We start from the raw sequence: 25,677 nt of genomic DNA, 5'->3' as shown, positions 1-25,677 counted from the left end.
TAAAGTAATTGATGACGCAGCTGAAATGGCGTCTCACGGTGTTACTTTCGGTGCTCCTCAAATCGACCTAGACAAAATCCGTTCTTGGAAAGAGTCTGTAATTGGTCAACTTACTGGCGGCCTAGACGGCATGGCGAAAATGCGTAAAGTTAACGTAGTTAATGGTTACGGCAAATTCACAGGCTCTAACACTATTGCTGTTGAAGGCGAAAACGGTACAACTACTGTTACTTTCGACAACGCAATTATCGCTGCAGGCTCTCAGCCAGTTAACTTACCTTTCATCCCAGAAGATGATCGTGTAATTGACTCAACAGGCGCACTTGAACTTAAAGATGTTCCTGAAAAGTTATTAGTACTTGGTGGTGGTATCATCGGTCTAGAGATGGGTACTGTTTACCGTGCACTAGGTTCACAAATCGACGTTGTTGAATTTGCTGATCAACTAGTACCAGCAGCTGATAAAGACGTTATCAAGATTTACCAAAAGTACGTTAAGAACAAGTTCAATGTAATGCTTTCTACTAAAGTGGTTGCAGTTGAAGCGAAAGAAGACGGTCTATACGTTTCATTTGAAGGTAAAAATGCACCAGCTGAAGCTGTTCGTTACGACAAAGTACTTGTTGCTGTTGGCCGTACTCCGAATGGTAAACTACTTGACGCTGAAAAAGCGGGCGTAGCAGTTGATGAGCGTGGCTTTATCAACACTGATAAGCAAATGAAGACAAACGTTAACCACATCTTCGCGATTGGTGATATCGTTGGTCAACCAATGCTTGCACACAAAGCGGTTCATGAAGCGCACGTAGCTGCTGAAGTTATCTCTGGTAAGAAGCATTACTTCGATCCTAAGTGTATTCCTTCAATTGCATACACAGATCCAGAAATTGCGTGGGTTGGTGTAACTGAGAAAGAAGCAAAAGAGCAAGGTCTTAACATTGAAACTGCGGTATTCCCGTGGGCTGCATCTGGCCGTGCAATCGCTTCAGCACGTACTGAAGGTTCAACTAAACTTATCTTCGATAAAGACTCAGGTCGCGTTATCGGTGGTGCAATGGTTGGTATCAACGCAGGTGAAATGCTAGGTGAAATTGGCCTAGCGGTTGAAATGGGCGCAGACGGTGAAGACCTAGCGTTAACAATTCACGCTCACCCAACACTGAATGAATCAATCGGTCTTGCTGCTGAAATTTTTGAAGGTTCAATCACTGACCTACCAAATAAAAAAGCAGTTAAAAAGAAGTAATCTAATTCTTCTTTAGAAAAACCCAGCCACTGTGCTGGGTTTTTTATTGTCCGTACTTTTTTTGGGATTAGCTCAAAGAGATAAAAAGCGGTAAAATACGCCGCTTGTTTGGGAGAGGTCGATTGAAAAATTCAGTATTAGCACTTAGGCAACAACAAATTGCCGCAGCAAAGCGTGAATATAAGGCGCGCGGCTCTAAACTATCGCGCTGTGAGCATTGTTTGTTATCTGAAAACTTGTGTATTTGCCATGGCATTAAAGAGGCAAATTGCGATGCAGCTGTTTGTTTGTTGATGTATCACAATGAAAGTTTCAAGCCATCAAATACCGGCCGTTTAATTGCGGATATTGTGCCAGAAAACTATGCGTTTCGCTGGGATAGAACCGAACCAGACGATGCACTTTTAAGTTTATTACAAAGTGATACTTACCAGCCATTTATTGTTTTTCCTGAAGAAAATATGCCTGCTGAGCGTGTTGTTAAACAGGTTGAGCGAGTTGCAGGCAAAAAGCCATTATTTGTTTTTCTTGATGGTACTTGGCGTGAAGCCAAGAAAATGATCCGAAAGAGTCCTTATCTTGACGGCTTCCCAATATTATCTATAAGTCCTGAAAAGCTTTCAGAATATCATTTACGTGTTGCTGCGTTTGAACATCAACTTGGTACTGCAGAGGTAGCAATAATGGTATTAGAACTTGCAGGTGAGCTTGATGCATCACAAAAGCTAGAGCGTCATTTTGTTGATTTTAGAAATGCATATTTAAAAGGTAAACGCAGTAAATTAGTGCCGTAACAACACGATTAAAACTTGTTTAGTGAATTGTAGGCAAATAAAAAGCGCAGCTTATAGCTGCGCCTTAACGGAATCTTTTTAGCATCCTGCTATGCAAATATGCGTTGTTTGTATAATTGCAATCCTTGATATCCTTATTTTGACGTGACTCGTCAATGAGCTAGTTCCTTGCTCAGTCCATTTATCCAAATTACAGTCCTGTAAGAAAATCCTTTTAAGGTTCACATCCTGTAAACCATCAATTCCTTTGGCATCCTAGCCCAAATTCCATCTAGTAAATCCTATCAGCTCCTGCCGCTTACTAATCCTAAGTAAGGTCAATTCAGTCCATTTCCTTTTGACAGTGTTAATTTTAGATAATTCGTTGTTCAAGAAAACTAGATAAATCACTTTAGGAATTTGTTTTATTACTGAAATACACTATTTTCAGATGATTAGTCCATATAAAACAAGTGGTTGATGGTTTTGTGTGGGGTGGTGCAGAGATGTTTTTGAGAAAAGGATGGGAGTTCTGTGAGATATATCTCACGAAAAAATTAGGCGATGTCGTTTTTGGTATTTTGTTTTAGTTAATTTACCTAATTTTAAATAAGCTCAATTTATTACTGTACATTCAACATCAGATAGATACAATTCAAGTGATAATACTTCTTATTTATGGTTCTTCAATATGAAAAAAGCAATCGCATTACTCGCGTTACTTGCAGCTGGTGAAGTTGCAGCAAAAGATGTTGTTAATATTTACTCTTATCGTCAGGGTTTTTTAATTGAGCCGATACTACAAGAGTTCACAAAAGAAACCGGTATTGAAACCAAAGTTGTATTTGCCAAAAAAGGCTTAATTGAAAAGCTTAAAAAAGAAGGTAAGTACACTAAAGCTGATATGGTGCTTACATCTAACTTCAGTGCATTACTGCAATTAGAAGATGAAGGTTTAGTGCAACCAATTACCAGCGAAGTTGTTGAAAAGAATGTTCCTGCGCAATTTAGAGATGACGAAGGCAGTTGGGTTGCGTTAACTAAGCGCGTTCGCAATGTTTACTCGTCTAAAGACCGTGTAGGCAAGCTAGACTCTCTAACATATGAAGATTTAGCAAAACCAGAATACAAAGGCAAAATCTGCATGCGCTCAGGTAAGCACCCATATAACCTAGGGCTGGTAGCTTCTATGATCGCCCACCATGGCGAAGCCGAGGCACGTGAATGGCTGAAAGGATTAAAAGCTAACTTAGCGCGTAAGCCACAAGGTAATGACCGCGCACAAGTAAAAGCCGTTAAAGAGGGTCTTTGTGATATTGCACTTGGTAACAGCTACTATTTTGGCAAAATGCTGAATGATCCAAAACAGGTGCCATGGGCAGAATCTGTATACATTAATTTCCCGAATCAGACGAATCGCGGTTCACATATTAACGTTTCTGGTGCGGTTTTAACCAAACACGGTAAAAACACGGCTAACGCGTTAAAATTAATCGAATTTATGACTGACAATAAAGCTCAGAATATGTATGCTTCTGTGAATATGGAATATCCGGTAAAACCGGATGTTGAAGTTTCTGAGTTAGTGGCGTCTTGGGGCAAATTTAAGGAAGATGCGCTGCCATTAACAAAGGTAAGTGAATACCGTCCATTGGCATTGAAGCTGATCGACGAGGTAAAATTTGATCTTTAATGCGCTTTAACTTCTCACTGTCTAAATGGCAGTTAATTGCTTATGCGACAGGCTTTTGCCTGTCGCTTCCGTTATTGTTCCTGATTTTTGAATCGTTTCAACCTGATACCGAGGTTTTTGAGCATTTAAAACAGACCGTTTTGTGGGACTATACCTACAATACCGTGGTGCTGGTTTTTGGTGTTTGTCTGCTCAGTAGCATAATTGCACTGCCGCTTGCGTGGCTTTGTGCTTACAGTGACTTTCCTGGTAAAAAGCATTTCGAATGGGCGCTGATGTTGCCACTAGCTATGCCTACCTACATTATTGCCTACGTTTATACTGATTTATTTGATTATGCAGGCCCAGTGCAATCATGGCTGCGTGCGGTATTTGGCTGGCAATCACCAGACGATTATTGGTTTTTCGATATTCGTACACTGAGCGGTGCAATGGTGATGATTGCATTGGTGCTATATCCATACCTCTTTTTAATCTTTAAAACCGCGTTAAAAGAACAGTCATACAAACTTGTGCAAGCTAGCCAGGTGATGGGGTATTCACCCGTAAAGAGCTTTTTTAAGGTATCTATTCCACTTGGTCGAGGGGCTATAGCGGCTGCGCTTGCTTTAATCAGCATGGAAACCATGGCTGATTTTGCGACCGTTAATTATTTTGCTGTGAGTACCCTAACAACAGCCGTTTACGATACTTGGCTTGGCTATTATTCATTAACCGCTGCGGCTAAAATTTCTGGCATAATGTTACTGTTTTTATTTGTTGTAATTGGCGTCGAAAAGTTTAGTCGTCGTAATCAAGCTGTCTTTGAGCGCTCAGCAAGTGAAAATAATGGGCCTTTGTATTACCTTTCAGGTGCATCGGCTTGGGCTGCAACACTTTATTGTTGTTTAGTTTTATTTGCTGGCTTTTTGTTACCTATCTTAATTCTCGCTAATTATGCTGTGAGTTACTTTAGCCAAGCATGGAATAGTGATGCATTGTTGTATGCGTGGCAAAGCCTTAAAATAGCGCTAATTGTAAGTGTAATTTGCGTTGCTTTAAGTGTGCTTATTAATTTTTATCAGCGCACTTCAAATTCTCGTTGGGCATCAATTCCTGGTAAAATTTCGAGTACAGGCTATGCATTACCCGGAACAGTACTTGCCATTGCAGTGTTGTTACCGCTTACTGAGTTTGATGAAAAATTAAATATATTTGCTGAATCAACGGGGTGGTTTGAAGAGCCCGGTTTAATTTTCAGTGGTACGCTGTTTGCGCTTATGTTTGCCTATGTTGTGCGTTTTTATGCCATCTCACAAGGTGCAATAGAATCGAGTTACGCGCGTATATCGCCATCGCTTGATATGGCTAGTCACTCAATGGGAGTCAGTGAAGGAAAAACATTAAGGCGTGTGCACTTACCGCTTCTTAAACGAGGGATGCTAACTGCGGGCTTAATCGTATTTATCGAGTGCATGAAAGAGTTGCCCGCGGCATTGTTACTTCGCCCATTTGACTTTGAAACACTGGCGACTTACGTCTATCAATATGTCAGTGACGAACAATTAGAATTGGCCTCGGTGTCGGCATTATTTATTGTTTTAGTTGGGTTAATCCCTTTATATTTAGTTAATAACACAATGGAAACCAAAGCGTCTCATGAGTAATTTGTCAATTAACAATTTGGATTATAGCTACAATGGCAAACCCATTTTAAAGGATTTGTCATTGCAGGTGAAAGACAATGAAATTGTGTGCTTACTGGGTGCCAGCGGTTGCGGTAAAACAACCACACTTAAAACAATTGCTGGGCTTTTAAAACCTAGCAAAGGGGATATTTCAATTGCAAAAGTTGCGGTTAATGGTGAAGGGCTGTATGTGCCTCCACAAAAGCGCAATATTGGTATGATGTTTCAAGATTATGCGCTGTTTCCACATTTAACTGTAGAACAAAATATTTCATTTGGCCTTCATCAAGAAAGTGCTGCCGTTCGTAAAGAGCGTGTTAAAGAGATGCTTTCGTTAATTAAACTGGATGAATTTGCAGACCGTTACCCGCATCAACTATCAGGTGGTCAGCAGCAGCGCGTTGCTATTGCGCGCGCTCTTGCTTATAAGCCAAGTTTGTTATTACTCGATGAGCCATTTTCAAATATTGACCATCAAGTTCGCTTTCAATTAATTGATGATATTCGCCGTATCATTAAAGATCAGCAAGTTTCCGCTATTTTCGTTACACATTCCAAAGAAGAAGCCTTTGCTTTTGCTGACAAATTAGCAATTATGGAAGAAGGTAAAATTGCCCAATTAGGCACGCCAGAAGCACTTTATCGCAAACCTGCAACCAAAGGCGTCGCTGCTTTTTTAAGCACAGGTATTTTTATTGACGCTGATGCACAGTCGGGCACGGAATTTAATACCAATATCGGTACTATCAATTCACTGGAACCTGTGATGAATGGGCAAGGACCTGTGTCAGGTAAAGGCTGTATTTATTTAAAACCTCAGTACCTATCTATTAGTGCTGATGAACAAGGGTTGGGCGAATTTGTTGCCAGCCGTTTTGTAGGCAATCGCTACTTGTGCCGTGTGAAATTAGATCAGCAAGAGCTCGAGGTACCGTGTGCGGAACATCAAAGTTATCAGCCTGGTCAACGATTAGCTATTGATGTTAAGCCACATTTAGTTAATTATTTCGCCTATACTAATAAAAATTAAAATAGGAAGCTAAGTATGCCACAAGCGCAATCAGGAGTTTGTGCTGAAGCTAACTTACATGGTGTTCATCTGTTTTTAAACGTATTAGATGGGCAAGAACTCAGTATTTCAGGCAAACTCGCGCGTATTCTTGATATTCAAGAACGCTTTGAACATGAGTTTTCTGAAGCACTTGTTTCATGTGTTGTAGCTATAGGCTCGCAATTTTGGCCGCATATTTACCCGAGTAAAATGCCTAAAACGCTCGCTGGCTTTCCCCAATTTGAACACCTTGAACACGCCACGCCATCAAGGCCGATTGATTTAATGATCCAAATTCGTGCTGATCGCCTTGATGTAGTGCATCTATTTGTGATGGAAGTGATTGAGCTACTCAGTGGCGATATTGAACTGATTGAACAAGTTAAGTGCTTTCATTACTTAGATGGTCGTGACTTAAATGGTTTTATTTATGGTATTGCTAATCCCCATGGCCGCAAAAAACAAACGGTTGCGCTGGTAGGCGATGAAGATTTAGCGTTTGCTGCAGGTAGTTACATTCATGTGCAGCGTTACCGATACGATTTAAAAGCGTGGCAAGAAATTTCTAAAGCAGAGCAAGAAGTAGTAATGGGGCGCACTGCAAGTACTAATCAAAAGGTGAGTTGCGCTCCTGAAAACAGCCACAGTGAACGTACAGAGCTTTATGACGCGCATGGCTATGCGCTGTTTTTAAATCAAGGTATGCCGTTTGCTGATATTAACCAGCAGGGATTTTTATTTATTTGTTGCGCTAATAACGGTTACGCTTTTCAAACGCTATTAAAGCATCGTTTAGGCTACATTGATGATAATGGCCCTGATATGTGGCTGGAGTTTGCTAAAAGTGATTTTGGCGCAGCGTTTTTTGCACCTTCGGTGAATATGTTAAGAGAGTTAGCGCGGTAGAAATAGCAAAATGGGGTTTAAGAGAGTTTTGTTTTACAAAACTCTCTTAATTGACTGTTATACAGTTTCAAATAAGTTTTTAACTTTCTCAAGAGTAACGTCAATTTCTGATATTTTCGCTGGTGCGATAAAAATTGTGTCATCACCTGCAATAGTACCAAGTACACCATCCGCTTTGCCAAGTGAATCAAGTAAACGGGCAATAAGCTGCGCCGCACCTGGGCTGGTACGAATGATGATCATCATTTCGTTATGCATGATATCAATGACGAGCTGGCGTAGAGGGCTTTTTGCGGTAGGTACGCCCATCTCAGCAGGTAAACAATACACCATCTCTTGCTTAGCATTACGAGTGCGAACAGCACCAAACTTGCTCAACATGCGAGACACTTTACTCTGACTAATATTGTCAAAACCCATGTCTTTTAAGGCATCAACAATTTCACCTTGTGAACCAAAATTTTCTTCTTTTAAAAGGGCTTTGAACGCTTTAACCAGCGCTTCTTGTTTGTCTTGTATTTGCATGTGAACGGGCTGTTTAACCAATTGATGGACGTTATGCTAAATTCTACACAAGTTAAGGTGAATTGCATTAATAAAATCGTAATCTTAATTTAATTAGGGTTGAATAAATCTTAAGAAAAACCGGTTTTTTTTAATTGATAGCGTTGTCAACTAATCGGGCCGTATAAAGTTTACAACTATGGTCGTTATTTATATAAAAAATGGCTGTTTTATTTGTTTTTATGCGCACTTTTCATTATCTTTATGGCACTTTTTTAAATACCTACCTCTAATCACGGAGAATTCACATGAAAGTTGCAGTTTTAGGCGCAGCTGGTGGTATCGGCCAGGCCCTTTCTTTATTACTTAAAACACAATTACCAGCTGGTTCTGAGCTATCGTTATACGATGTTGCACCAGTTGTTCCAGGTGTTGCTGTTGACCTATCACATATCCCAACTGCAGTTAAAGTTGAAGGTTTTGGTAAAGACGATTTAGATGCAGCGTTAGTTGGTGCTGATATCGTAATCATCCCAGCGGGTATGCCTCGTAAGCCAGGTATGGACCGTGCTGACTTATTCAATGTTAATGCAAGCATTATTCAAACACTTGCTGAAGGTATTGTTAAAAACTGTCCTAAGGCGCTTGTAGGTGTTATCACTAACCCTGTAAACGGCACTGTTCCAATCGTTGCTGAAGTATTCAAAAAAGCAGGTACTTACGAAGCTAACCGTGTATTCGGTGTTACAACACTAGACGTTATCCGTTCAGAAGCGTTCATTGCTGAACTTAAAGGCGTAGACGTTGCAACTGTTAAAGTGCCAGTAATCGGTGGTCACTCAGGTACAACAATTCTTCCTCTTCTTTCACAAGTTGAAGGTGTTGAGTTTACAGCTGAAGAAGTTGAAGCGCTTACTCCGCGTATTCAAAACGCAGGTACTGAAGTTGTTAACGCGAAAGCGGGTGGTGGTTCAGCGACACTTTCAATGGGTGCAGCAGCTGCACGTTTCACTCAGTCTTTAGTTAAAGGCTTACAAGGTGAAGAAGGTGTTATCGACTACGCATACGTTGCTGTTGAAGGTGGTGACGCAGCTTACTTCGCACACCCTGTACGTTTAGGTAAAAACGGTGTTGAAGAAATTCTTTCTTACGGTGAGCTTAGCGCATTCGAAGAGAAAGCGAAGAACGACATGCTTGAAACACTTAACAAAGATATTCAAGAAGGTATCGACTTCATCAACGGTTAATTCCGCGATAAGCTGTTACAGTAAAAAGGCCGCAATTGCGGCCTTTTTTAATAAAAGAAATTCAATTTAAAAGGCGCAGAACGCGCCTTATACCAATTCTGTTAAGTATGTGATCTGGGATAGCGCTGGATAAATGAAATGATAACAAGGCGGAATTTTTCTTATGTAGTTGTTCTACATTGATAAATTCTAACGCAGTTAGCATGATATTCAATCCGCTAGGATGATTCGCTACTTAAGTGAAATGGTATTAAATTTTGAAAAACTTATTAACCTTGTTTACTTGCAACCCACTCGTTTACAAAGCCTTCAAGTGTGTTAAGTGGTACAGGACCGCTCTTAAGCACTACATCGTGGAATTCACGAATATCGAACTTTTCACCAAGCTGCTTCTTCGCGTTTTCACGCAGTTCAACAATCTTGATCATACCAATTTTATACGCCGTTGCTTGTGAAGGCATAACAATGTGGCGCTCTACCATTTTAACGCCGTCTGATGTTGCATTTGGCGTGTTATTTACGTAGTAGTCGATACCTTGTTGGCGCGTCCATTTCATTGCGTGAATACCTGTATCCACAACTAAACGACATGCACGCCATAATTCCATAGCAAGACGACCAAAATCTGAATAAGGGTCTTCATACAAGCCCATTTCTTTTGGTACTAACTCTGAGTATAAGCCCCAGCCTTCAACGTATGCTGTGTAACCGCCAAATTTACGAAACTTAGGAATGCCTTCTAATTCTTGTGCGATAGCAATTTGCATATGGTGACCTGGAATACCTTCATGGTAAGCAAGTGCTTCCATTTGGTAAGTTGGCATTGCTTCCATATCGTATAGGTTGGCATAGTAAATGCCTGGGCGCGAACCATCTGGAGCAGGTTGCTGGTAAAATGCTTTACCCGCTGCTTTTTCACGGAATGCTTCTACACGTTTAACAATCATGTCTGCTTTTGGCTTAACGATAAATAACTCATCAAGACGCGACTTCATGTTGTCGATCATCGCTGTAGCATCAGCAAGGTACTTCGCTTTACCTTCTTCAGTGTTTGGCAAGTAGAACTGCTTATCTGTTTTCATGAATTCCATGAACGCTTTTAAGTCGCCTTTAAAGCCAACTTTATCTTTAATTTCACGCATTTCATCATGAATACGTGCAACTTCAGATAAACCAATTGCATGGATTTCTTTAGCTGTTAATTCAGTGGTTGTTGTACGCGCTAATGCGTTGTTGTAGTAAGCTTCGCCTTCAGGGAACTTCCATGCACCATCGCGATTATCTGCGCGAGATTCTAAACCTATTAAATAGCTAATAAGCGATTCATAAGCAGGGCCTACTGATGCTGTTAATGCTTTTGTTGCATCAGTAATTAGTGCGTCTTTTTCATCTTGTTCGATTTCAAGTTTTACCACTTTTCTTTTAAAGTCAGCAAGTAAGGTTGAGTCTTCACCTGTGGTAAATGGTGCACCTTTTAAGATGTTTTTGCTTGAGTCAATTACATGCGGGAATACAAACTTAGGTGCAATAATGCCTTTTTCAGCACGTGTTTCTAAGTCTTTTTCAAGTTGTGTAAATACCGTAGGTACACCATTTAAACGTGAAATATACGCCTTTGCATCAGATACATCAGTAATTTGATGTTGGTTAATTAAAAATGCAGGCACCATTGAGTGAGTACCGTACATTTGATTAACAGGGTAGGTATGATGGCGCCATTTGAAGTCGCTAATGTTTTGCTCTAAGCCTTGTTCCATTAAGTCGTAGCTTACTTGCGTTGTCGCATCTAGTTTACTGCGGTCAAATGCACGAAGTGTGATAAGGTCTTGTTTAGCAAGCGCTAAATCTTCTAGGGCACGTGCTTCTGAACCATCATCCCATTTATCGTAGTCTTTTTTGATACCCATGTAGGTTTGATAAACCGGGCTGCGCATTACACCTCGCATAAATACTTCTTCAAAGAACGCGTTAGCACGTTCGCTTTCAGATTGTTGTTTAACTACTTCAACAGTTGTATCTTGTGTTGAAGCTGGTGATTGACAACCAACTAAAAAAACAGAGCTGATTGCTGCTGCAATTAATGAGCGCTTAAGCATTATGTTTTACCTTTTTTTTTATGAAATTAATAACGAAGTGATTAAACAAACGTTACTGTTTTACACGGGTCGCTACAAATGAAGTTATACAAACAATTGTAACAAGTCATTTAAAAAGCGGTGACCTTTTGCGGTAACTTGCCAGATATTGTCGTTTTGTTGCATTAATCCTGCGTCAACCGCTTGATTTAAATTTGAGCTTACCTGATCAATAGGCAAGCCAGTTAACTGAGCAAATTCGTTGATATCGAATGCTTCTTGCAAACGCAGACGATTCATAAAATATTCGAAAGGCAGTTCGTCTGCGTTAACTTGCCAACTATCAAACAGATACGGGCGCGTTAAATCCATATAGCCTTTAGGGTGTTTCACCTTCACTGTGCGAGTAATTTGTTTGCTGGTTAAGTCGGTGATTTTACCATGGGCACCGCAGCCAATACCTAAGTAGTCACCAAAGCGCCAATAATTCAAGTTGTGCTGACATTGAAACCCCGGTTTGGCATAGCCTGATATTTCATATTGCTCGTAACCAGCATCGCTGAGTAATTGATGGCCTTGTTCTTGAATTTGCCATAAAGTTTCATCTTCTGGCAGTACCGGTGGTTTAGAGGCAAACTGTGTGTTTGGTTCTATGGTGAGTTGATACCATGAGATGTGGGGAGGATTTAGAGCAATTACTTGCTTTAAATCACTTAGCGCATCGTCGATAGACTGATCGGGTAGTCCATGCATCAAGTCCATATTAAAGCTGTTTAAACCAATTGTTTTAGCAAGCTTTGCAGCGTTAATAGCTTCATCAGCATCATGGATACGGCCAAGGCTTATAAGTTTGTCTTGCTGCAGAGATTGCACACCAATTGAAATACGGTTAACACCAGCGGCGTGATAGCCTATAAAACGCTCAGTTTCTACTGTGCCGGGGTTGGCTTCCAGAGTAATTTCAATATTGTTGGCAAAAGGGATAAGGCGTTCGATGCCGGCAAGTAAATCTGAAATCGCTTTTTCAGTAAATAAACTGGGAGTGCCACCACCGATAAAAATACTTGTAAGCTCGCGCCCTTGCACATAACCTAAGTCGGTTTTTAAATCATCAAGTAGGTGCTGTACATAGGCAGATTCGGGTATATCCGATTTTAAACCATGGCTATTAAAATCGCAGTAAGGACATTTTTGCACACACCAAGGAATATGGACGTAAAGGCTGAGCGGTGGCAGTTTCATTACAACGCCTTTAATTGTTCAAGTAGTAGGCTAAGTGCTTTTCCACGATGGCTTAAGCTATTTTTGCTAGCTTTATCTAGCATTGCAGCGCTGCAGTTCATTTCTTTACTAAAAAAGACTGGGTCATAGCCAAAGCCTTGCTCGCCTTGACGCTCAGTTAAAATCTCTCCTTGCCAAACACCTTGGCAAATAATGGGTGTTGGGTCATCAGCGTGGCGCATAAGCACAAGTACACACCAGAAACGTGCAGTGCGGTTCGGGTTATCACCAAGTTCGTTTAGGAGTTTATCGATATTGTCTGCGTCACAGGCATTAACACCTGCAAAACGTGCAGAATAAATACCGGGTGCACCGCTTAGCGCTTCAACTTCAAGCCCTGAATCATCTGCAATAGCTGGTAGACCGGTTATTTTTGCTGCATGCCTTGCTTTGATAATCGCGTTTTCAATGAAGGTTGTGCCAGTCTCTGCAACTTCGGGTACATCAAACTCTGACTGGGCAATAACGTCAATATTTAAGCTTGCAAGTTTGTCGGCAAGTTCAGCTACTTTACCTTTGTTGCCTGTTGCCAACACAATTTTTTCAAATGTCATATTCATATCTGTATAGGGTGACTATTTACATATTATACCAATTGCAAAGAGTGAATGCTTAGTAGATTTTTGAAATGTTATACAGTTACTTTTCAATGGGTTAAGTGCTGAGTGATTATTCTAAATGCCATAAATATGAAATCTTAGTTTAACAATTGGTGAGTAGGCTATCGCAAAATTTAATTCAAATGGGTACAAAATAATGAAAAAAACATGTGTCGCCCTAGCAATTGCTAGCTTATTCATGACGGGTTGTGGTTCAGACGACAAGGAAATTGTTGAAGTAATCAAAGAAGTTGAAGTGGTTAAAGAGGTTGAAGTACCACCGGCCGTAGTCACTGAAGTAAAAAATGTGATTTTAATGATTGGCGATGGCATGGGCCCTCAACAAGTTGGTCTTTTAGAAGAGTATGCACGCCGCGCACCAAACTCAACATACCAAAGTAAAAATGGCGTAACAGCGCTTTCAAAATTTGCTAATCAAGGTGTTATGGGATTATCCCTAAATGCCCCACACGGTGCTAATGGCAAACTAGTTGTAGACTCAGCATGTTCTGCAACACAGCTAGCCACTGGTATGGCTGCAGGTTCAGAAATGGTTGGTCTAGATGATCAAGGTAATATTGTTGAGACTATTTTAGAAAAAGCGAAAAAAGCAGGTAAAGCAACGGGCTTAGTATCTGATACACGTATTACTCACGCAACACCCGCTGCATTTGCTGCGCACCAACCGCACCGTTCACTAGAACCTGAAATTGCTGAAGAGCTGATTGCAAGTGGCAATGTTGATGTACTACTTTCAGGTGGTGCTCGTGTATTTTTACCATCAGATATTAAAACAGATACGGCAGATCGTGACGTAATGAAGGCGTTAGGCGCACCAGAATCAGTTTATAAAAAATCAAAGCGTAGTGATGACCGCAATCTAGTTGTTGAAGCAAAAGAGCAGTTTGGTTATGAGCTTGCATTTGATAAAGCGCAGTTAAACGCAACTGAAACAACCAAGCTGTTAGGCTTATTTGCTAACTCAGGTATGGCAGATGGTATTGCGTATTCTGCGTGTAAAGAAGCCGAAAACTGCTCTCAGCCTTCTTTAAAAGAAATGACAATGAAAGCATTGGATGTGCTATCAAAAGATGAAGATGGCTTCTTCTTAATGATTGAAGGCGGTCAAATTGACTGGGCAGGGCACGCAAATGATGCAGGTTGGATGCTACATGAATTACTTAAGTTCGATGAAGCTGTTGAAGCAGTGCATGAATGGGTGAAAGATCGTAATGATACATTAGTAGTTGTTACTGCTGACCACGAAACAGGCAGCTTTGGTTTTAGTTATTCTCGTTACAATATGCCAGAAGCGACAACACTTTCTGGTGATGGTATGCAAGGCCGTGACTATAAGCCAAACTTCAACTTTGGTGATTTAGCCCACCTTGAAATGCTTTACAAGCAATCCGGCACTTTTTACGACATGCTAGATATGGCTAACTCTGATTGGAATTTTGATGCGGCAACAGCAAATGATTGGATGACTGCTATCAATAATTACAGTGAGTATAAAGTGACATTAGAAGAAGCTGAGAAAGTGGGTGAGCGCGAAAATAACCCTTACTACACACCAGACCATAAATATCAGAGTGCTGATGTTACGCCAAAGTTTGATGACTTTAATGAGTTTTACGTTTATGCAGACGAAGATCACACTGCAAAAATTGGTCGTGCTTTAGCGCATCACCAAAATGTGGTGTGGGGTACAGGTACCCATACAGCAGCGCCAGTGCCGGTATACGCATTTGGTCCTGAAGGTGTAACAAAGCAATTTTCAACAATGCAGCATCATGTTGATATTGGTCAGAAAATGATGGCAGCACTAGGTTTATAATCATTGCTAATATAAAAGCGCCGTAAGGCGCTTTTATATGTTTGATCTAAATTGTTTAAACAAAGTATTAATCAACATAAAATTTTTGTTGAAACTTCAATACTTCAGTTTTGCTTTGTCCTTTAATATCAAGGTTGAAGCGATAAAGCTCTTCATTGCTATAGCCAAGCTCGGCAATATAATAAATGGCTTCACCATCAACAATCTCTTTGAAAGACAGCTTTTCGGTGTGCCCCAATAAATTTTTAGCAGTACCAGAAATTGTCACTTTTTGCGCTTTTTTGCTTTTTTTATTGAGCACCGAAATATTGATAACAGCATTATAATTGCTTCGTTCAATGCCATAGTGCTGAGCTATTTTAGGTTGTAATACAGTTGATGGAAACGCAATGTAATGTACTTGCCAATTGCCAAGCTCTTTATATTGACCACCTTGTTCTGTATTGGCGAAAACAATTGTGGTTATAAATGCACAACAGGCTAAACAAAGTGAAATGAGGGTTTTCATAATTCGCCCCTTAAATGGAAAAATTAATATTAGTATAGATGACAAAAAAGCCGCACTCTGCGGCTTTTTCATTCTACCTCAATTTATTCGTTTTTATCTAAATAAATCAAGGAATAGGATTTGTAAGAACTGCAATCCGATAATTAAAATAAGAATCGATAAATCTAACCCACCAATCGGTGGAATAATTTTTCGAATTGGGCGCAGCATAGGCTCTGTAAGCTGGTGGAAAATCGCTTCAATCGGGTTATAACCTTGGCTTACCCAGCTTAAAATGGCGCGGATAATCAATACCCAAAATACAAGATTTAAGCCTTCTTTTATTACTGTAATAATACTGCCTATAAGTACAGTCAATGGCTCTAAACCACCAAAGAATATCAGTGAGATTGTCACAATTTTTAATGCCGCGACGATTAAGGCAAGCATTAATGAGGCAAGGTCAAAACCGCCAAATCCGGGAATTACTTTACGTATTGGATTTAATAATGGGCTGGTGGCTTTTACAACAAATTGGCTGAGCGGATTATAAAAATCAGCGCGAGCTGTTTGCAGCCAAAAACGAAGTAATACTACCATTAAATACAAGTCAAAAATGACTTCGACTAAAAATCGAAATGCATCATTCATTAGAATTCTAGCTCCATTTGTTGCGCGCGAGCGATACATGCATCCATCGCATCTGCGACAGTTTGTGCTAAGTTTTGCGTTTCTAAATGCGCGATAGCGGCGGCCGTTGTGCCACCTTTTGAAGTAACATTAGCACGTAACTGACTGATTGATAAGTCGGGAGATTTTGCCACCATATCGCTAGCACCCACAGCCACCTGTTGCACCAATTGGCGGGCTTGCTCGGCATCAAAGCCAAGTGATATTGCCTTTTGTTCTAATGCTTCTAAAAATAAGAAAACATACGCTGGTGATGAACCTGTTACAGCAATGATGTCGTTAATTTGCTCTTCTTTTTCAAGCCAAGTGACAATACCAGTTGCACTGAACACTTCAGTTGCAAACTGTTTTTCTTCATCGCTAGTATTGTTACTGAATAATCCACTGACTCCTTTGCCTTGAAGGCTTGGCGTATTAGGCATACAGCGGATCATTTTAACCGGGTGGTCTAACATTTCTTGTAAACGCGCCACTTTAATACCAGCAGCAACAGAGATAAATACTTTGTCTTGGTAAGCGATTCCCGAATCTTTAATTGTTTGACACAACTCTCCCATCATTTGGGGTTTAACAGAGAGTACAACAAAATCTGCTTGATTGATGGCTTGAATATTATCGTTAGTAACTTGAATACCAAAGTCATTGCCAACTTTAGCCAATTTTTCAGCATTGCGGTTGGTTGCGATAATATGATCGGGACTAAAACTACTATTAACTAGACCGCCGATAATGGCGTAACTCATATTTCCGGTACCAATAAATGCAATGGTTTTTTGTGACATAGGGGCTCTCTTTACTGTTAAGTTAGTTTCGTGGGCCAAAGATATCAGTACCAATACGTACCATGGTACTGCCTTGACTTATTGCGGCTTCAACATCGTTGCTCATGCCCATCGAAAGCGTATCTATTGTTGGATATTGGGACTTTAATTGTGTAAAACAAGCTTTCAGTTTGGCAAAGCTGGTCTGTTGCTCCTCAAAAGCTTCGCTTTTCTTTGGTATTGCCATTACACCGCGCAGTACTAAATTGTCAGCAGTAGCAATATAAGCTGCAAGTTCAGCTACTTCATTGATTTTACATCCTGATTTTGAATCCTCATCATCGATATTTATTTGGATAAGTACATTCAATTTTGAGAGATTTTGTGGGCGTTGAGCATTTAGTCGCTGAGCAATTTTGATGCGGTCTATGCTTTGCACCCAATCAAAGTTGGCTGCTACAAGTGCAGTCTTATTTGACTGAATGGGGCCAATAAAATGCCACTCAATATCGTTTAAGTCAGATAATTCAACGATTTTCTCGACAGCTTCTTGTACATATGATTCGCCAAACTGACGCTGACCTGAATTATAGGCTTCTCGTATTAAAGTGCTAGACTTTGTTTTACTAACTGCCAATAAAGCCACTTTTTGCTCTGATATGTGAGAATTTTTTATCGCTTTTGCGATTCTGGAATAGGCTATTTTGAGTCGTTCTGCTATTGTAATCATATAATTATTCAAATAAGTAACTTAGTGGAGCAATCCAATGGACATTACTGAATTACTGGCATTCAGTGTGCAACATAATGCATCAGATTTACACTTATCAGCGGGTGTTTCGCCAATGATCCGCGTTGATGGTGACGTAAGACGAATTAATATTCCCGCACTCGGGCCAAAAGACGTTAACGGCTTAGTGTATGATATTATGAATGATAAACAGCGAAAAGAATACGAAGAAAACCTTGAATGTGACTTTTCTTTCGAAGTTCCTAACCTTGCACGCTTCCGTGTTAATGCCTTTAATTCTAACCGTGGTCCAGCGGCAGTGTTTCGTACCATTCCAAGCACGGTGTTAACCCTTGATGATTTGGGTTGTCCTGAAATTTTCAAAGATATTTCTAATAACCCGCGTGGTTTAGTGTTAGTGACAGGGCCTACTGGTTCGGGTAAATCAACAACGCTAGCTGCGATGATTGATTATATTAACTCGCACAAGCATCATCATGTACTAACGATTGAAGACCCTATCGAATTTGTTCATGACAACAAACTAAGTCTGATAAATCAGCGTGAAGTTCACCGAGACACCCACAGCTTTAATAATGCGCTTCGCTCTGCGCTGCGTGAAGACCCGGATGTAATTCTGGTTGGTGAGTTACGAGACCTTGAAACTATTCGTCTAGCGATGACTGCAGCGGAAACCGGTCACTTAGTGTTTGGTACATTGCATACCACCTCTGCTCCCAAAACGATTGACCGTATTATTGACGTATTCCCAGGTGAAGAAAAAGACATGGTTCGTTCAATGCTTTCTGAATCACTTCGTGCAGTAATCTCACAAACACTTGTTAAGAAAGTGGGCGGCGGACGTATTGCTGCTCATGAAATTATGATCGGTACACCAGCAATTCGTAACTTGATTCGTGAAGATAAAATTGCGCAAATGTATTCTTCATTACAAACAGGTGCTTCACACGGCATGCAAACCATGGATCAGTGTTTAGGTAATCTTCTTAATAGAGGTTTAATTACACAGCAAGATGCTTACGCTAAAGCACATGACAAAAACAATTTTGGCGCCCCAGGTGCTCGATAGTTTAAGAGGTTAATATGTACGACCTAGATCATTTTTTAAAGCAAATGGTAGAGAATGAGGCATCTGATTTATTTGTTTCGACCCATCTGCCTGTCAGTGCAAAAATAAATGGTGAATTACGTCCAATCGGTCAAGCTGATCTAACGGAAGAAGAAGCATTGGCGATGGTCGAGTCTGCGATGACTGAAAAGCAAAAGAAAGAGTTTCATGACACCAAGGAATGTAACTTCGCAATTGCACGTGAGACAGGCCGTTTCCGTGTTTCAGCTTTTTGGCAAAGGGATAAAGCGGGGATGGTTATTCGCCGAATCGTAACCACCATCCCAGATGTACACGACCTTGGTCTACCTACAGTTCTTACTGATGTGATTATGTCAAAACGTGGCTTAGTACTGTTTGTGGGCGGTACCGGTACCGGTAAATCTACGTCACTTGCAGCACTTTTAGGTTATCGTAACCGCAATCAGCGTGGCCATATTTTAACGATTGAAGATCCGATTGAATTTGTCCACGAACACCAAAAGAGTATTATCACTCAGCGTGAAGTAGGTCTTGATACTGAGAGTTTCGAATCGGCACTGAAGAGCTCGTTACGTCAAGCTCCCGATGTAATTTTGATTGGTGAGATACGCTCTCAAGAGACCATGGAGTATGCGCTTTCGTTTGCTGAGACGGGTCACTTGTGTGTGGCAACACTGCACGCTAACAATGCTAACCAAGCTATTGACCGTATTATGCACTTAGTACCAAAAGAAAAACACGATAAGTTAAAATACGATTTAGCACTAAACTTGCGCGCTATTGTGGCTCAGCAATTAGTTCCCACTAGCGATGGTCACGGTCGTGCAGCTGCAATTGAGATATTACTCAATTCGCCAATGGTTGCAGAATTAATTAAACGTGGAGAGGTCGGTGCAATAAAAGAGACCATGTCTAAGTCTCGCGAAATGGGGATGCAAACATTTGACCAAGCACTCTTTGATTTATATCAACAACACCGCATTAATTATGCAGATGCATTACATCATGCTGACTCACCAAATGATTTACGTTTAATGATTAAATTACGTAATAACGAACAGCAGGGGGCGGGCTTCTTACAAGGAGTCACGGTTGATGGTCTTGAAGGAGACAAAGACTAGCGAAGAGACTATGTTGAAGTTATTTCGATTGAAACTTTGTTTATTTGCTTTATTTCACCTGTTTACAGTCTTTGTTGCATCTGCATCTGCAGCAAAGTCTGCAAATGAAATTGACATGTACATCCGAGATGATTTATTTGTTGATTTTCAGGCGTTTGTTGCAGGTAGGGATGTACATGAAATAAAGTCTTTTTCCGGTTATCGAATGCGACGCGATGTGGTCGATATGGTACTTGCATTGCAAGCGTTGAAACTCGGTGGCTTTGACAAGGGTTTTAACTATCAAATTGGTAAAGTCACGCTGAGAAATACCAATATTTTAGAGCGTGGCAAACAGCTGCTTAGTTTTGATACTTACTGGTATGCTGATGCTGAAAAGATTTCAGAATATGCTTATATTTCTGAACCTGTGTTTCGAAAAGGCGAATATCTAGCAGGGGTTTTTGCGCATCCTGAAAACCGTAAAGTGTTTAACATTAATAGCCTTGAAGACTTTACAAAGTTTACTTCCATCTCAACACCGCGCTGGCATGCAGATTGGGAAACCCTTAAGAGTTTGAAGCTGAAAAAGCTATATCAAGATGATGAGTGGTTGCAGCAAATTCGCGCAGTTGATAAAAAGTGGGCTGATTTTGTTTTACTGCCTTTTATGCCAGCAGTAAATAATCATTATAAATTACATTCACTTGAGTTGTTGGCAGTCCCTGGCATCGCGTTAACATTTAACGACAGTCGCCATTTTGTGGTGAGTAAAAATCATCCTGATGGGCAAGATGCATATCTTGCATTGCAAAAAGGTTTGGCTATTCTTTCCGAGCAAAAACGTATTAAATCTGCGTATATTGAGGCGGGTTTTATTCCTGAAAAAGGCAGTGTGAAAGTGTTAAATAGCGAATTGATAAATAAAGACTAAGCAAGTGCTTAGTCCCCATAAAGGCTTTCAAAATAGCTTTCTAAAATAATTTGTGCCGACATGCTGTCAATTTTATCTTTGGCAAGATTACGATAGCCACCATGATCAAACAAACGCGATTTAGCGTCGGTTGTTGTTAAACGCTCATCTTGTACTTCTACAGTATAACCAAACATACCATGCAGGCGTTTAGCAAACTTTTTCGCTTTGAACGTAACCTCTTGATTAGTACCATCCATATTCAGTGGTAAACCAACAATTAAAAGGTCCGGTTGCCATTCATCAAGTATCTTTTTTAAATTATCCCAATTAGGAATACCGTCTTTCGCGGGTAATGCGCTGAGCGCTGTTGCTGTGCCTGAAATCTCTTGACCAATAGCAATACCAATACTTTTAGTACCAAAATCAAAGCCCATCAAAGTGCGTTGACCTAGTGGATTTTTGCTCATTTAAGCTTGTCCTGAATATTGCGTAAGTTTATTAATATCAATACCTAAACTTTCTATCGCTTTTTGCCAACGCAAATGCGCTGGCGTGTTAAAGATTATTTCTGGATCCGCAGGCACGGTAAGCCAGGTATTTTCAATTAATTCGCGCTCAAGTTGTCCTGGGTCCCAACCAGCATACCCTAAAGTGATAATGAATCTTTCAGGTGCCTCATGGCCTGTCAACTCATGCAATACATCTTTTGAAGTAGTAATCATGATTTCAGAGCTGATCGCGGAGCTTGAGCTATAACCTGGCTTACTGCTATGCAGCACAAATCCTCGGTCGGTATGAACAGGTCCACCAGACATTACCGCAAGACTACAATTACGATCCATTTTATTATTTTCAATATCAATCTGGTCTAGTAGCTCACCGACCGTCAGATTAGTTGGTTGATTAATAACAAGTCCCATTGCACCAGATTCATTGTGTTCACATATATAAGTCACACTTCGTTTAAAGCGTGGATCAGGCATATTCGGCATAGCAACTAAAAAAGTATTTTGTAATGACTCGGTTTGCTTACTCATCGATCAGTACCATCGCCTGTATTTAACTTTTAGTATGCGCTAATTTGTGCTCAATTGCGTCGAATAACTTGCCAGTAATCGAAATTTCAAAGGCGGCTTCAATTTCTTTTACGCAAGTTGGCGCTGTCACATTAATTTCTGTGAGTTTGTCACCAATGATATCTAGACCAACAAAAATAAGGCCTTTTTCAATTAATGTTGGTGCTACCGCTTCGGCAATTTTACGCTCAACCTCGGTAATTGGGCGTGCTTCGCCTCGACCTCCGGCCGCAAGGTTGCCACGAGTTTCACCACCTTGAGGAATACGCGCTAAGCAGTAGGGGATCACTTCACCATTGACTACGAGTACACGTTTGTCACCGTCTTTAATTGCTGGAATAAAGTTCTGCGCCATCGCATATTGACTACCGTGTGCAGTCAGTGTTTCACATATTACACCAATATTTGGGTCGTCTTGTTTAACGCGGAAAATTGATGCGCCACCCATGCCATCGAGCGGTTTAAGAATAATGTCTTTATGCTCTTCTAAAAACGCACGTATATGTGATTGTTCACGCGTTACCAATGTATCTGGGGTGTGTTCACTAAACCACGCAGTAAATAACTTTTCGTTAGCATCGCGTAAGCTTTGCGGTTTATTAATCACCAGAGTGCCAGCTTGTTCTGCACGCTCTAACAGGTACGTTGCATAAATATATTCGGTATCAAATGGCGGATCTTTACGCATTAAAATTACGTCTAAATCGGCCAGAGCGATTATTTGCTTCTCTTCAAGTTCATACCATTTTTCTGTGTTATCAAACACAGTGGCAACTGACGAAGTTGCGAAACTTTGCCCACCACGTAAAAACAGGTCATTCATTTCCATATAATGAATTTCAAAACCACGTTTTTGCGCTTCGAGCATCATGGCGAAGCCGGTGTCTTTTCTAATATTAAATCCTGAAATGGGATCTGAAATAATGCCAAGCTTAATCGTCATGTTAGTTTCCTTTGTTTTCAACTCTCTATGTTATGGGGGTGCTTAAGGTTTAAATCAAGCCAGATCCCCATAAGTAAGTTGTAATGCTGATAAAACAGTGAGTGCTGCAGTTTCAGTACGCAGCACTCGTGGCCCAAGTTTTATGTCTATAAAATTGGCTGCCTTTGTTGCAGCGATTTCACCATCGGTAAAGCCTCCCTCAGGTCCAACGACAAAACGCATGTTCTGGCGATTGAAGTTGCTAATACTATCAATGGTTTTAATGCTGTGCTCGGCACGAGGGTGTAACGTCAGTTTGGTTTCATCAGTTTCTTGTGTAAGCCATTGCTCCAGTTTAATGGGAGGGTGAACAATTGGCACAAAATTACGGCCTGATTGCTCTGCCGCAGCAATAGCAATTTTTTGCCATTGCTGGTGCTTTTTATCTAGTCGTTCACCTTGCAGTTTTACACCACAACGTTCGCTAAAAAGAGGCGTGATTTCGGTAATGCCCAGTTCAACCGATTTTTGAATGGTAAATTCCATTTTTTCGCCGCGTGAAATACCTTGGCCTAAATGGATTTTTAGCGGTGATTCACTGGTCACATTGTGAAACTCATCTACCGTAACATACACATTTTTTTTATTAGCTTGTGAGATGGTACAAAGGTATTCACCACCTTCGCCATTAAATAAGCTAACGTGTTGACCTTGTTGCATTCTTAAAACGCGGCCAATGTGTCCTGCAGCATCGTCGCCAAGTTGCAGTTCTGTGCCAATACTAATTGGACCTGCTTGATAAATATGGGGAATGCGCATAATGACTCTCGAAGATTAATATGCTTATATGGTATGAAAAGCCAATCAATAAAGGCAAGCATTAAAGGCGTTTATGACAACAATTCTTGAAGTAAAGCAGCTCAGCAAACATTTTTCAGATTTTTATGCCGTTGATAATATCGACTTCAAAGTAACAAAAGGCTCTTGTTTTGGCTTGCTTGGGCCAAATGGCGCAGGTAAAACTACTACCATTGAGATGCTTGAGGGGATTTTGATACCGAGCTCCGGTGAGATTTTATTTAATGGAGAGAGCATTACCCGCGAAGATTTTCAAAAAGTAGGTATTCAGTTTCAACATACTGCATTGCAAGATTACTTAACTGTGCGGGAAACTCTGAATTTATTCTCTTCTTTTTACAGTAAAACAGTACCGATAGAGACCTTAATTACTCAATGTCAGCTCGCTGATTTTGTTAATGTAGATCATCGAAAGTTATCAGGTGGGCAAAAACAGCGATTACTGTTAGCGTTAGCATTAATTAATGACCCAGAGCTCATCTTTTTAGATGAGCCAACCACAGGCCTTGATCCTCATAGTCGCCGTTTGTTTTGGGATTTAGTGAATGACATTAAAGCACAAGGTAAAACGATTTTACTCACGACACATTATATGGATGAAGCTGAGTATTTATGTGATCAAATCGCGATTATGGATAAGGGAAAAGTGATAGCGATGAATAGCCCAGAAAACTTATTACGCGAACATTTTAAAGGTGCGCTTATTTCATTGCCTAAAGAGAATCTTACTACATCAACTAGCTTAGCCAATATGCAGTTTAGCCAAGGCAGTGTGCTTATTCATACTGATGATATTGAGGCGACTATTGCTAGTTTATTGGCGCAGCAAATTTCATTGCAAGGACTGCAAATTAAATCAGCGAATCTGGATGATTTGTTTTTGAAGTTGACAGGTAATGCGTTGCAAAACGAAGGAGAGACGCAACATGTTTAAACGATTTTTGGCTATTCTTGTGGCGCGTAACTATGAATTTTTTCGTGATCGCTCCGCGCTTGGTTGGAACCTTGTCTTTCCCGTTCTTTTGGTAATTGGTTTTGCATTTGTTTTTAAAAATGATAATCCGACTTTGTTCAAAATAGGCTATTTAGGAAATTTACAACAGTACTCTATTAGCCAGTATAAACATTTAGAGTTTATTGAATATGTGGATCAATCTCATGGCATTGATAAGCTACGTCAGCATAAACTCGATTTATTGGTGAATTTTAAAACTGAACAATATTGGGTTAATTCTAGCTCCGCACATGGCTACATTGTGGAAAAATTATTATTAACTGATATGAACAAAGATAACAGTGTAATATTTTCAAAAGAAATTATTGAAGGACAAGAAATTCGTTATTTAGACTGGGTGGTACCCGGAATTTTAGCGATGAATATGATGTTTTCATGTTTGTATGGCGTTGGTTATGTGATTGTGCGTTATCGAAAAAATGCGGTGTTAAAGCGTTTGAGTGCAACGCCATTGAGGCCGGTAGAGTTTTTGGCGGCGCAAATAGTATCTCGTTTATTGATTGTTGTTGCGTTGACCTCGTGTATTTTTATAGCGTGTAATTTTATCTTTGGTTTTTACGTACTGGGCAATATGTGGTGGTTATTGCTGCTGTGTATTCTAGGTGCATTTTCACTGATTTCACTTTCTTTACTCATTGCATGTCGCTCAGAGTCTGAAGAATTTACCGGCGGCATTTTAAATTTAGTTTCATGGCCAATGATGATGTTATCAGGGGTATGGTTTTCGCTCGAAGGCAGTCCTTCGTTTGTGCAAGCAATTTCACAAATTTTCCCATTAACACAAATGCTCATTGGTGCGCGTGCTGTAATGCTAGAAGGTGCGGGCTTTATTGAAATTGCGCCACAGATCTTTATTTTAGTTGGCCAGAGTATCTTATTTTTGCTGTTAGGTTCGCTGTTGTTCCGTTGGAAAGGGCAAACACGTTAGCTATTTCATCATCGCCTAGTGCAAGTTGTATTCTTAGCTAACTTGACTAGGCTTTTGTTATCAAAAACAAAATAATAATGCTATGACGCCACAACAAATCGAACTCGTGCAATCGTCTTGGGAAAAAATTGTACCCATTGCCAGTGACGCAACCACCATCTTTTACCAACGTTTGTTTGCTATTGCACCTTACTTAAAGCCACT

Annotated in this window: 25 protein-coding genes; 13 read left to right on the top strand and 12 right to left on the bottom strand. The window is 40.3% G+C overall.

Annotation, left to right across the window (positions count from 1 at the left end):
- The 6 genes from ABYD77_RS09075 to ABYD77_RS09050 all read left to right on the top strand — a co-directional run.
- A partial coding sequence (locus ABYD77_RS09075; RefSeq protein WP_372769098.1) for an NAD(P)/FAD-dependent oxidoreductase occupies positions 1–1,246 on the top strand: 1,246 nt, incomplete at its 5' end.
- 122 nt (positions 1,247–1,368) lie between these two features.
- Positions 1,369–2,040 carry a tRNA-uridine aminocarboxypropyltransferase gene (locus ABYD77_RS09070; RefSeq protein ID WP_372769096.1) on the top strand — a complete coding sequence of 224 codons (672 nt, stop codon included), beginning with the start codon at positions 1,369–1,371 and terminating at the stop codon, positions 2,038–2,040.
- A gap of 670 nt (positions 2,041–2,710) precedes the next feature.
- On the top strand, positions 2,711–3,712 hold the full coding sequence (locus tag ABYD77_RS09065) for a Fe(3+) ABC transporter substrate-binding protein (RefSeq protein WP_372769094.1): 1,002 nt from the start codon (positions 2,711–2,713) through the stop codon (positions 3,710–3,712).
- Positions 3,712–5,358, top strand: a complete 1,647-nt coding sequence (locus ABYD77_RS09060) for an ABC transporter permease (protein WP_372769092.1) — start codon at positions 3,712–3,714, stop codon at positions 5,356–5,358. The genes ABYD77_RS09065 and ABYD77_RS09060 overlap by 1 nt, the downstream gene beginning before the upstream one ends.
- Entirely contained in the window at positions 5,351–6,409 is a 1,059-nt protein-coding gene (locus ABYD77_RS09055; RefSeq protein ID WP_372769090.1) for an ABC transporter ATP-binding protein, read from the top strand. The genes ABYD77_RS09060 and ABYD77_RS09055 overlap by 8 nt, the downstream gene beginning before the upstream one ends.
- 15 nt (positions 6,410–6,424) lie before the next feature.
- Positions 6,425–7,336 (top strand): Dyp-type peroxidase, encoded by a 912-nt coding sequence (locus tag ABYD77_RS09050; RefSeq protein ID WP_372769088.1) that lies wholly within the window; start codon positions 6,425–6,427, stop codon positions 7,334–7,336.
- 57 nt (positions 7,337–7,393) lie between these two features.
- Here the strand turns inward: ABYD77_RS09050 and argR are convergent, their stop codons facing one another.
- The gene (argR, locus tag ABYD77_RS09045) at positions 7,394–7,861 is read right to left on the bottom strand and encodes a transcriptional regulator ArgR (RefSeq protein WP_274761597.1); all 468 of its coding nucleotides are present in this window, start codon (positions 7,859–7,861) and stop codon (positions 7,394–7,396) included.
- A gap of 287 nt (positions 7,862–8,148) precedes the next feature.
- On the opposite strand from argR, the gene mdh reads away from it, so the two are divergent.
- A complete protein-coding gene (gene mdh, locus ABYD77_RS09040; RefSeq protein WP_372769086.1) occupies positions 8,149–9,087 on the top strand; it encodes a malate dehydrogenase in 939 nt (312 codons plus the stop codon).
- Between the two features lie 269 nt (positions 9,088–9,356).
- Here the strand turns inward: mdh and ABYD77_RS09035 are convergent, their stop codons facing one another.
- The 3 genes from ABYD77_RS09035 to rdgB all read right to left on the bottom strand — a co-directional run bounded on the left by ABYD77_RS09035 (position 9,357) and on the right by rdgB (position 13,003).
- Positions 9,357–11,183 (bottom strand): DUF885 family protein, encoded by a 1,827-nt coding sequence (locus ABYD77_RS09035; protein ID WP_372769084.1) that lies wholly within the window; start codon positions 11,181–11,183, stop codon positions 9,357–9,359.
- 84 nt (positions 11,184–11,267) lie between these two features.
- Positions 11,268–12,404, bottom strand: coding sequence for a radical SAM family heme chaperone HemW (hemW, locus tag ABYD77_RS09030; RefSeq protein WP_372769082.1), 1,137 nt, complete (start codon positions 12,402–12,404; stop codon positions 11,268–11,270).
- On the bottom strand, positions 12,404–13,003 hold the full coding sequence (rdgB, locus tag ABYD77_RS09025) for an RdgB/HAM1 family non-canonical purine NTP pyrophosphatase (protein WP_372769080.1): 600 nt from the start codon (positions 13,001–13,003) through the stop codon (positions 12,404–12,406). Before rdgB ends, hemW begins: the two co-directional genes overlap by 1 nt.
- A 196-nt stretch (positions 13,004–13,199) precedes the next feature.
- Between rdgB and ABYD77_RS09020 the strand changes: the two genes are divergently transcribed.
- Entirely contained in the window at positions 13,200–14,879 is a 1,680-nt protein-coding gene (locus ABYD77_RS09020; protein WP_372769078.1) for an alkaline phosphatase, read from the top strand.
- A 67-nt stretch (positions 14,880–14,946) separates the two neighbouring features.
- Here ABYD77_RS09020 and ABYD77_RS09015 read toward each other — a convergent pair whose 3' ends face one another.
- From ABYD77_RS09015 to ABYD77_RS09000, 4 genes are all read right to left on the bottom strand, one after another.
- A complete protein-coding gene (locus ABYD77_RS09015; RefSeq protein ID WP_372769076.1) occupies positions 14,947–15,387 on the bottom strand; it encodes a DUF4426 domain-containing protein in 441 nt (146 codons plus the stop codon).
- Positions 15,388–15,480: 93 nt separating this feature from the next.
- The gene (locus ABYD77_RS09010; RefSeq protein ID WP_372769074.1) at positions 15,481–16,017 is read right to left on the bottom strand and encodes a YggT family protein; all 537 of its coding nucleotides are present in this window, start codon (positions 16,015–16,017) and stop codon (positions 15,481–15,483) included.
- The gene (gene proC, locus ABYD77_RS09005) at positions 16,017–16,838 is read right to left on the bottom strand and encodes a pyrroline-5-carboxylate reductase (RefSeq protein WP_372769072.1); all 822 of its coding nucleotides are present in this window, start codon (positions 16,836–16,838) and stop codon (positions 16,017–16,019) included. Before proC ends, ABYD77_RS09010 begins: the two co-directional genes overlap by 1 nt.
- Positions 16,839–16,860: 22 nt before the next feature.
- Positions 16,861–17,547, bottom strand: coding sequence for a YggS family pyridoxal phosphate-dependent enzyme (locus ABYD77_RS09000; protein WP_372769070.1), 687 nt, complete (start codon positions 17,545–17,547; stop codon positions 16,861–16,863).
- 37 nt (positions 17,548–17,584) lie between these two features.
- Between ABYD77_RS09000 and ABYD77_RS08995 the strand changes: the two genes are divergently transcribed.
- Genes ABYD77_RS08995 through ABYD77_RS08985 form a run of 3 tightly spaced genes read left to right on the top strand, consistent with a single transcriptional unit; the run spans position 17,585 to position 20,692 of the window.
- Complete coding sequence (locus ABYD77_RS08995; protein ID WP_372769068.1) at positions 17,585–18,637, top strand: type IV pilus twitching motility protein PilT; 1,053 nt, start codon at positions 17,585–17,587, stop codon at positions 18,635–18,637.
- A 14-nt stretch (positions 18,638–18,651) separates the two neighbouring features.
- Positions 18,652–19,779 (top strand): PilT/PilU family type 4a pilus ATPase, encoded by a 1,128-nt coding sequence (locus ABYD77_RS08990; protein ID WP_372769066.1) that lies wholly within the window; start codon positions 18,652–18,654, stop codon positions 19,777–19,779.
- Positions 19,780–19,789: 10 nt separating this feature from the next.
- Positions 19,790–20,692, top strand: a complete 903-nt coding sequence (locus ABYD77_RS08985) for a hypothetical protein (protein WP_372769064.1) — start codon at positions 19,790–19,792, stop codon at positions 20,690–20,692.
- Positions 20,693–20,700: 8 nt separating this feature from the next.
- Here ABYD77_RS08985 and ruvX read toward each other — a convergent pair whose 3' ends face one another.
- Genes ruvX through rsmE form a run of 4 tightly spaced genes read right to left on the bottom strand, consistent with a single transcriptional unit; the run spans position 20,701 to position 23,491 of the window.
- Positions 20,701–21,141: a Holliday junction resolvase RuvX gene (gene ruvX / locus ABYD77_RS08980; protein WP_372769062.1), complete on the bottom strand. Its 441-nt coding sequence runs from the start codon at positions 21,139–21,141 to the stop codon at positions 20,701–20,703.
- Positions 21,142–21,711: a YqgE/AlgH family protein gene (locus tag ABYD77_RS08975; RefSeq protein ID WP_372769060.1), complete on the bottom strand. Its 570-nt coding sequence runs from the start codon at positions 21,709–21,711 to the stop codon at positions 21,142–21,144.
- 22 nt (positions 21,712–21,733) lie between these two features.
- Complete coding sequence (gshB, locus tag ABYD77_RS08970) at positions 21,734–22,693, bottom strand: glutathione synthase (RefSeq protein WP_372769058.1); 960 nt, start codon at positions 22,691–22,693, stop codon at positions 21,734–21,736.
- 54 nt (positions 22,694–22,747) lie between these two features.
- A complete protein-coding gene (gene rsmE, locus ABYD77_RS08965; protein WP_372769057.1) occupies positions 22,748–23,491 on the bottom strand; it encodes a 16S rRNA (uracil(1498)-N(3))-methyltransferase in 744 nt (247 codons plus the stop codon).
- A 73-nt stretch (positions 23,492–23,564) separates the two neighbouring features.
- On the opposite strand from rsmE, the gene ABYD77_RS08960 reads away from it, so the two are divergent.
- Together ABYD77_RS08960 and ABYD77_RS08955 are read left to right on the top strand one after the other, a co-directional pair.
- Complete coding sequence (locus ABYD77_RS08960; RefSeq protein ID WP_372769055.1) at positions 23,565–24,464, top strand: ABC transporter ATP-binding protein; 900 nt, start codon at positions 23,565–23,567, stop codon at positions 24,462–24,464.
- Positions 24,457–25,473 carry an ABC transporter permease gene (locus tag ABYD77_RS08955; RefSeq protein WP_372769053.1) on the top strand — a complete coding sequence of 339 codons (1,017 nt, stop codon included), beginning with the start codon at positions 24,457–24,459 and terminating at the stop codon, positions 25,471–25,473. Before ABYD77_RS08960 ends, ABYD77_RS08955 begins: the two co-directional genes overlap by 8 nt.
- Positions 25,474–25,677: the final 204 nt, after the last annotated feature.

It is taken from the genome of Pseudoalteromonas sp. (assembly GCF_041629635.1).
In the GTDB taxonomy this organism is placed as follows: Bacteria; Pseudomonadota; Gammaproteobacteria; order Enterobacterales; family Alteromonadaceae; genus Pseudoalteromonas.
The sequence above is the reverse complement of the archived record's forward strand: the minus strand, read 5'-3'. Positions and strand labels throughout refer to the sequence as shown.

Bases quoted from the DNA above. Each gene is read 5' to 3' on its own strand.
- ABYD77_RS09065 (WP_372769094.1), top strand. From the start codon at position 2,711: ATGAAAAAAGCAATCGCATTACTCGCGTTACTTGCAGCTGGTGAAGTT.
- ABYD77_RS09060 (WP_372769092.1), top strand. From the start codon at position 3,712: ATGCGCTTTAACTTCTCACTGTCTAAATGGCAGTTAATTGCTTATGCG.
- ABYD77_RS09055 (WP_372769090.1), top strand. From the start codon at position 5,351: ATGAGTAATTTGTCAATTAACAATTTGGATTATAGCTACAATGGCAAA.
- ABYD77_RS09050 (WP_372769088.1), top strand. From the start codon at position 6,425: ATGCCACAAGCGCAATCAGGAGTTTGTGCTGAAGCTAACTTACATGGT.
- argR (WP_274761597.1), bottom strand. From the start codon at position 7,861: ATGCAAATACAAGACAAACAAGAAGCGCTGGTTAAAGCGTTCAAAGCC.
- mdh (WP_372769086.1), top strand. From the start codon at position 8,149: ATGAAAGTTGCAGTTTTAGGCGCAGCTGGTGGTATCGGCCAGGCCCTT.
- ABYD77_RS09035 (WP_372769084.1), bottom strand. From the start codon at position 11,183: ATGCTTAAGCGCTCATTAATTGCAGCAGCAATCAGCTCTGTTTTTTTA.
- hemW (WP_372769082.1), bottom strand. From the start codon at position 12,404: ATGAAACTGCCACCGCTCAGCCTTTACGTCCATATTCCTTGGTGTGTG.
- rdgB (WP_372769080.1), bottom strand. From the start codon at position 13,003: ATGAATATGACATTTGAAAAAATTGTGTTGGCAACAGGCAACAAAGGT.
- ABYD77_RS09020 (WP_372769078.1), top strand. From the start codon at position 13,200: ATGAAAAAAACATGTGTCGCCCTAGCAATTGCTAGCTTATTCATGACG.
- ABYD77_RS09015 (WP_372769076.1), bottom strand. From the start codon at position 15,387: ATGAAAACCCTCATTTCACTTTGTTTAGCCTGTTGTGCATTTATAACC.
- ABYD77_RS09010 (WP_372769074.1), bottom strand. From the start codon at position 16,017: ATGAATGATGCATTTCGATTTTTAGTCGAAGTCATTTTTGACTTGTAT.
- proC (WP_372769072.1), bottom strand. From the start codon at position 16,838: ATGTCACAAAAAACCATTGCATTTATTGGTACCGGAAATATGAGTTAC.
- ABYD77_RS09000 (WP_372769070.1), bottom strand. From the start codon at position 17,547: ATGATTACAATAGCAGAACGACTCAAAATAGCCTATTCCAGAATCGCA.
- ABYD77_RS08995 (WP_372769068.1), top strand. From the start codon at position 17,585: ATGGACATTACTGAATTACTGGCATTCAGTGTGCAACATAATGCATCA.
- ABYD77_RS08990 (WP_372769066.1), top strand. From the start codon at position 18,652: ATGTACGACCTAGATCATTTTTTAAAGCAAATGGTAGAGAATGAGGCA.
- ABYD77_RS08985 (WP_372769064.1), top strand. From the start codon at position 19,790: ATGTTGAAGTTATTTCGATTGAAACTTTGTTTATTTGCTTTATTTCAC.
- ruvX (WP_372769062.1), bottom strand. From the start codon at position 21,141: ATGAGCAAAAATCCACTAGGTCAACGCACTTTGATGGGCTTTGATTTT.
- ABYD77_RS08975 (WP_372769060.1), bottom strand. From the start codon at position 21,711: ATGAGTAAGCAAACCGAGTCATTACAAAATACTTTTTTAGTTGCTATG.
- gshB (WP_372769058.1), bottom strand. From the start codon at position 22,693: ATGACGATTAAGCTTGGCATTATTTCAGATCCCATTTCAGGATTTAAT.
- rsmE (WP_372769057.1), bottom strand. From the start codon at position 23,491: ATGCGCATTCCCCATATTTATCAAGCAGGTCCAATTAGTATTGGCACA.
- ABYD77_RS08960 (WP_372769055.1), top strand. From the start codon at position 23,565: ATGACAACAATTCTTGAAGTAAAGCAGCTCAGCAAACATTTTTCAGAT.
- ABYD77_RS08955 (WP_372769053.1), top strand. From the start codon at position 24,457: ATGTTTAAACGATTTTTGGCTATTCTTGTGGCGCGTAACTATGAATTT.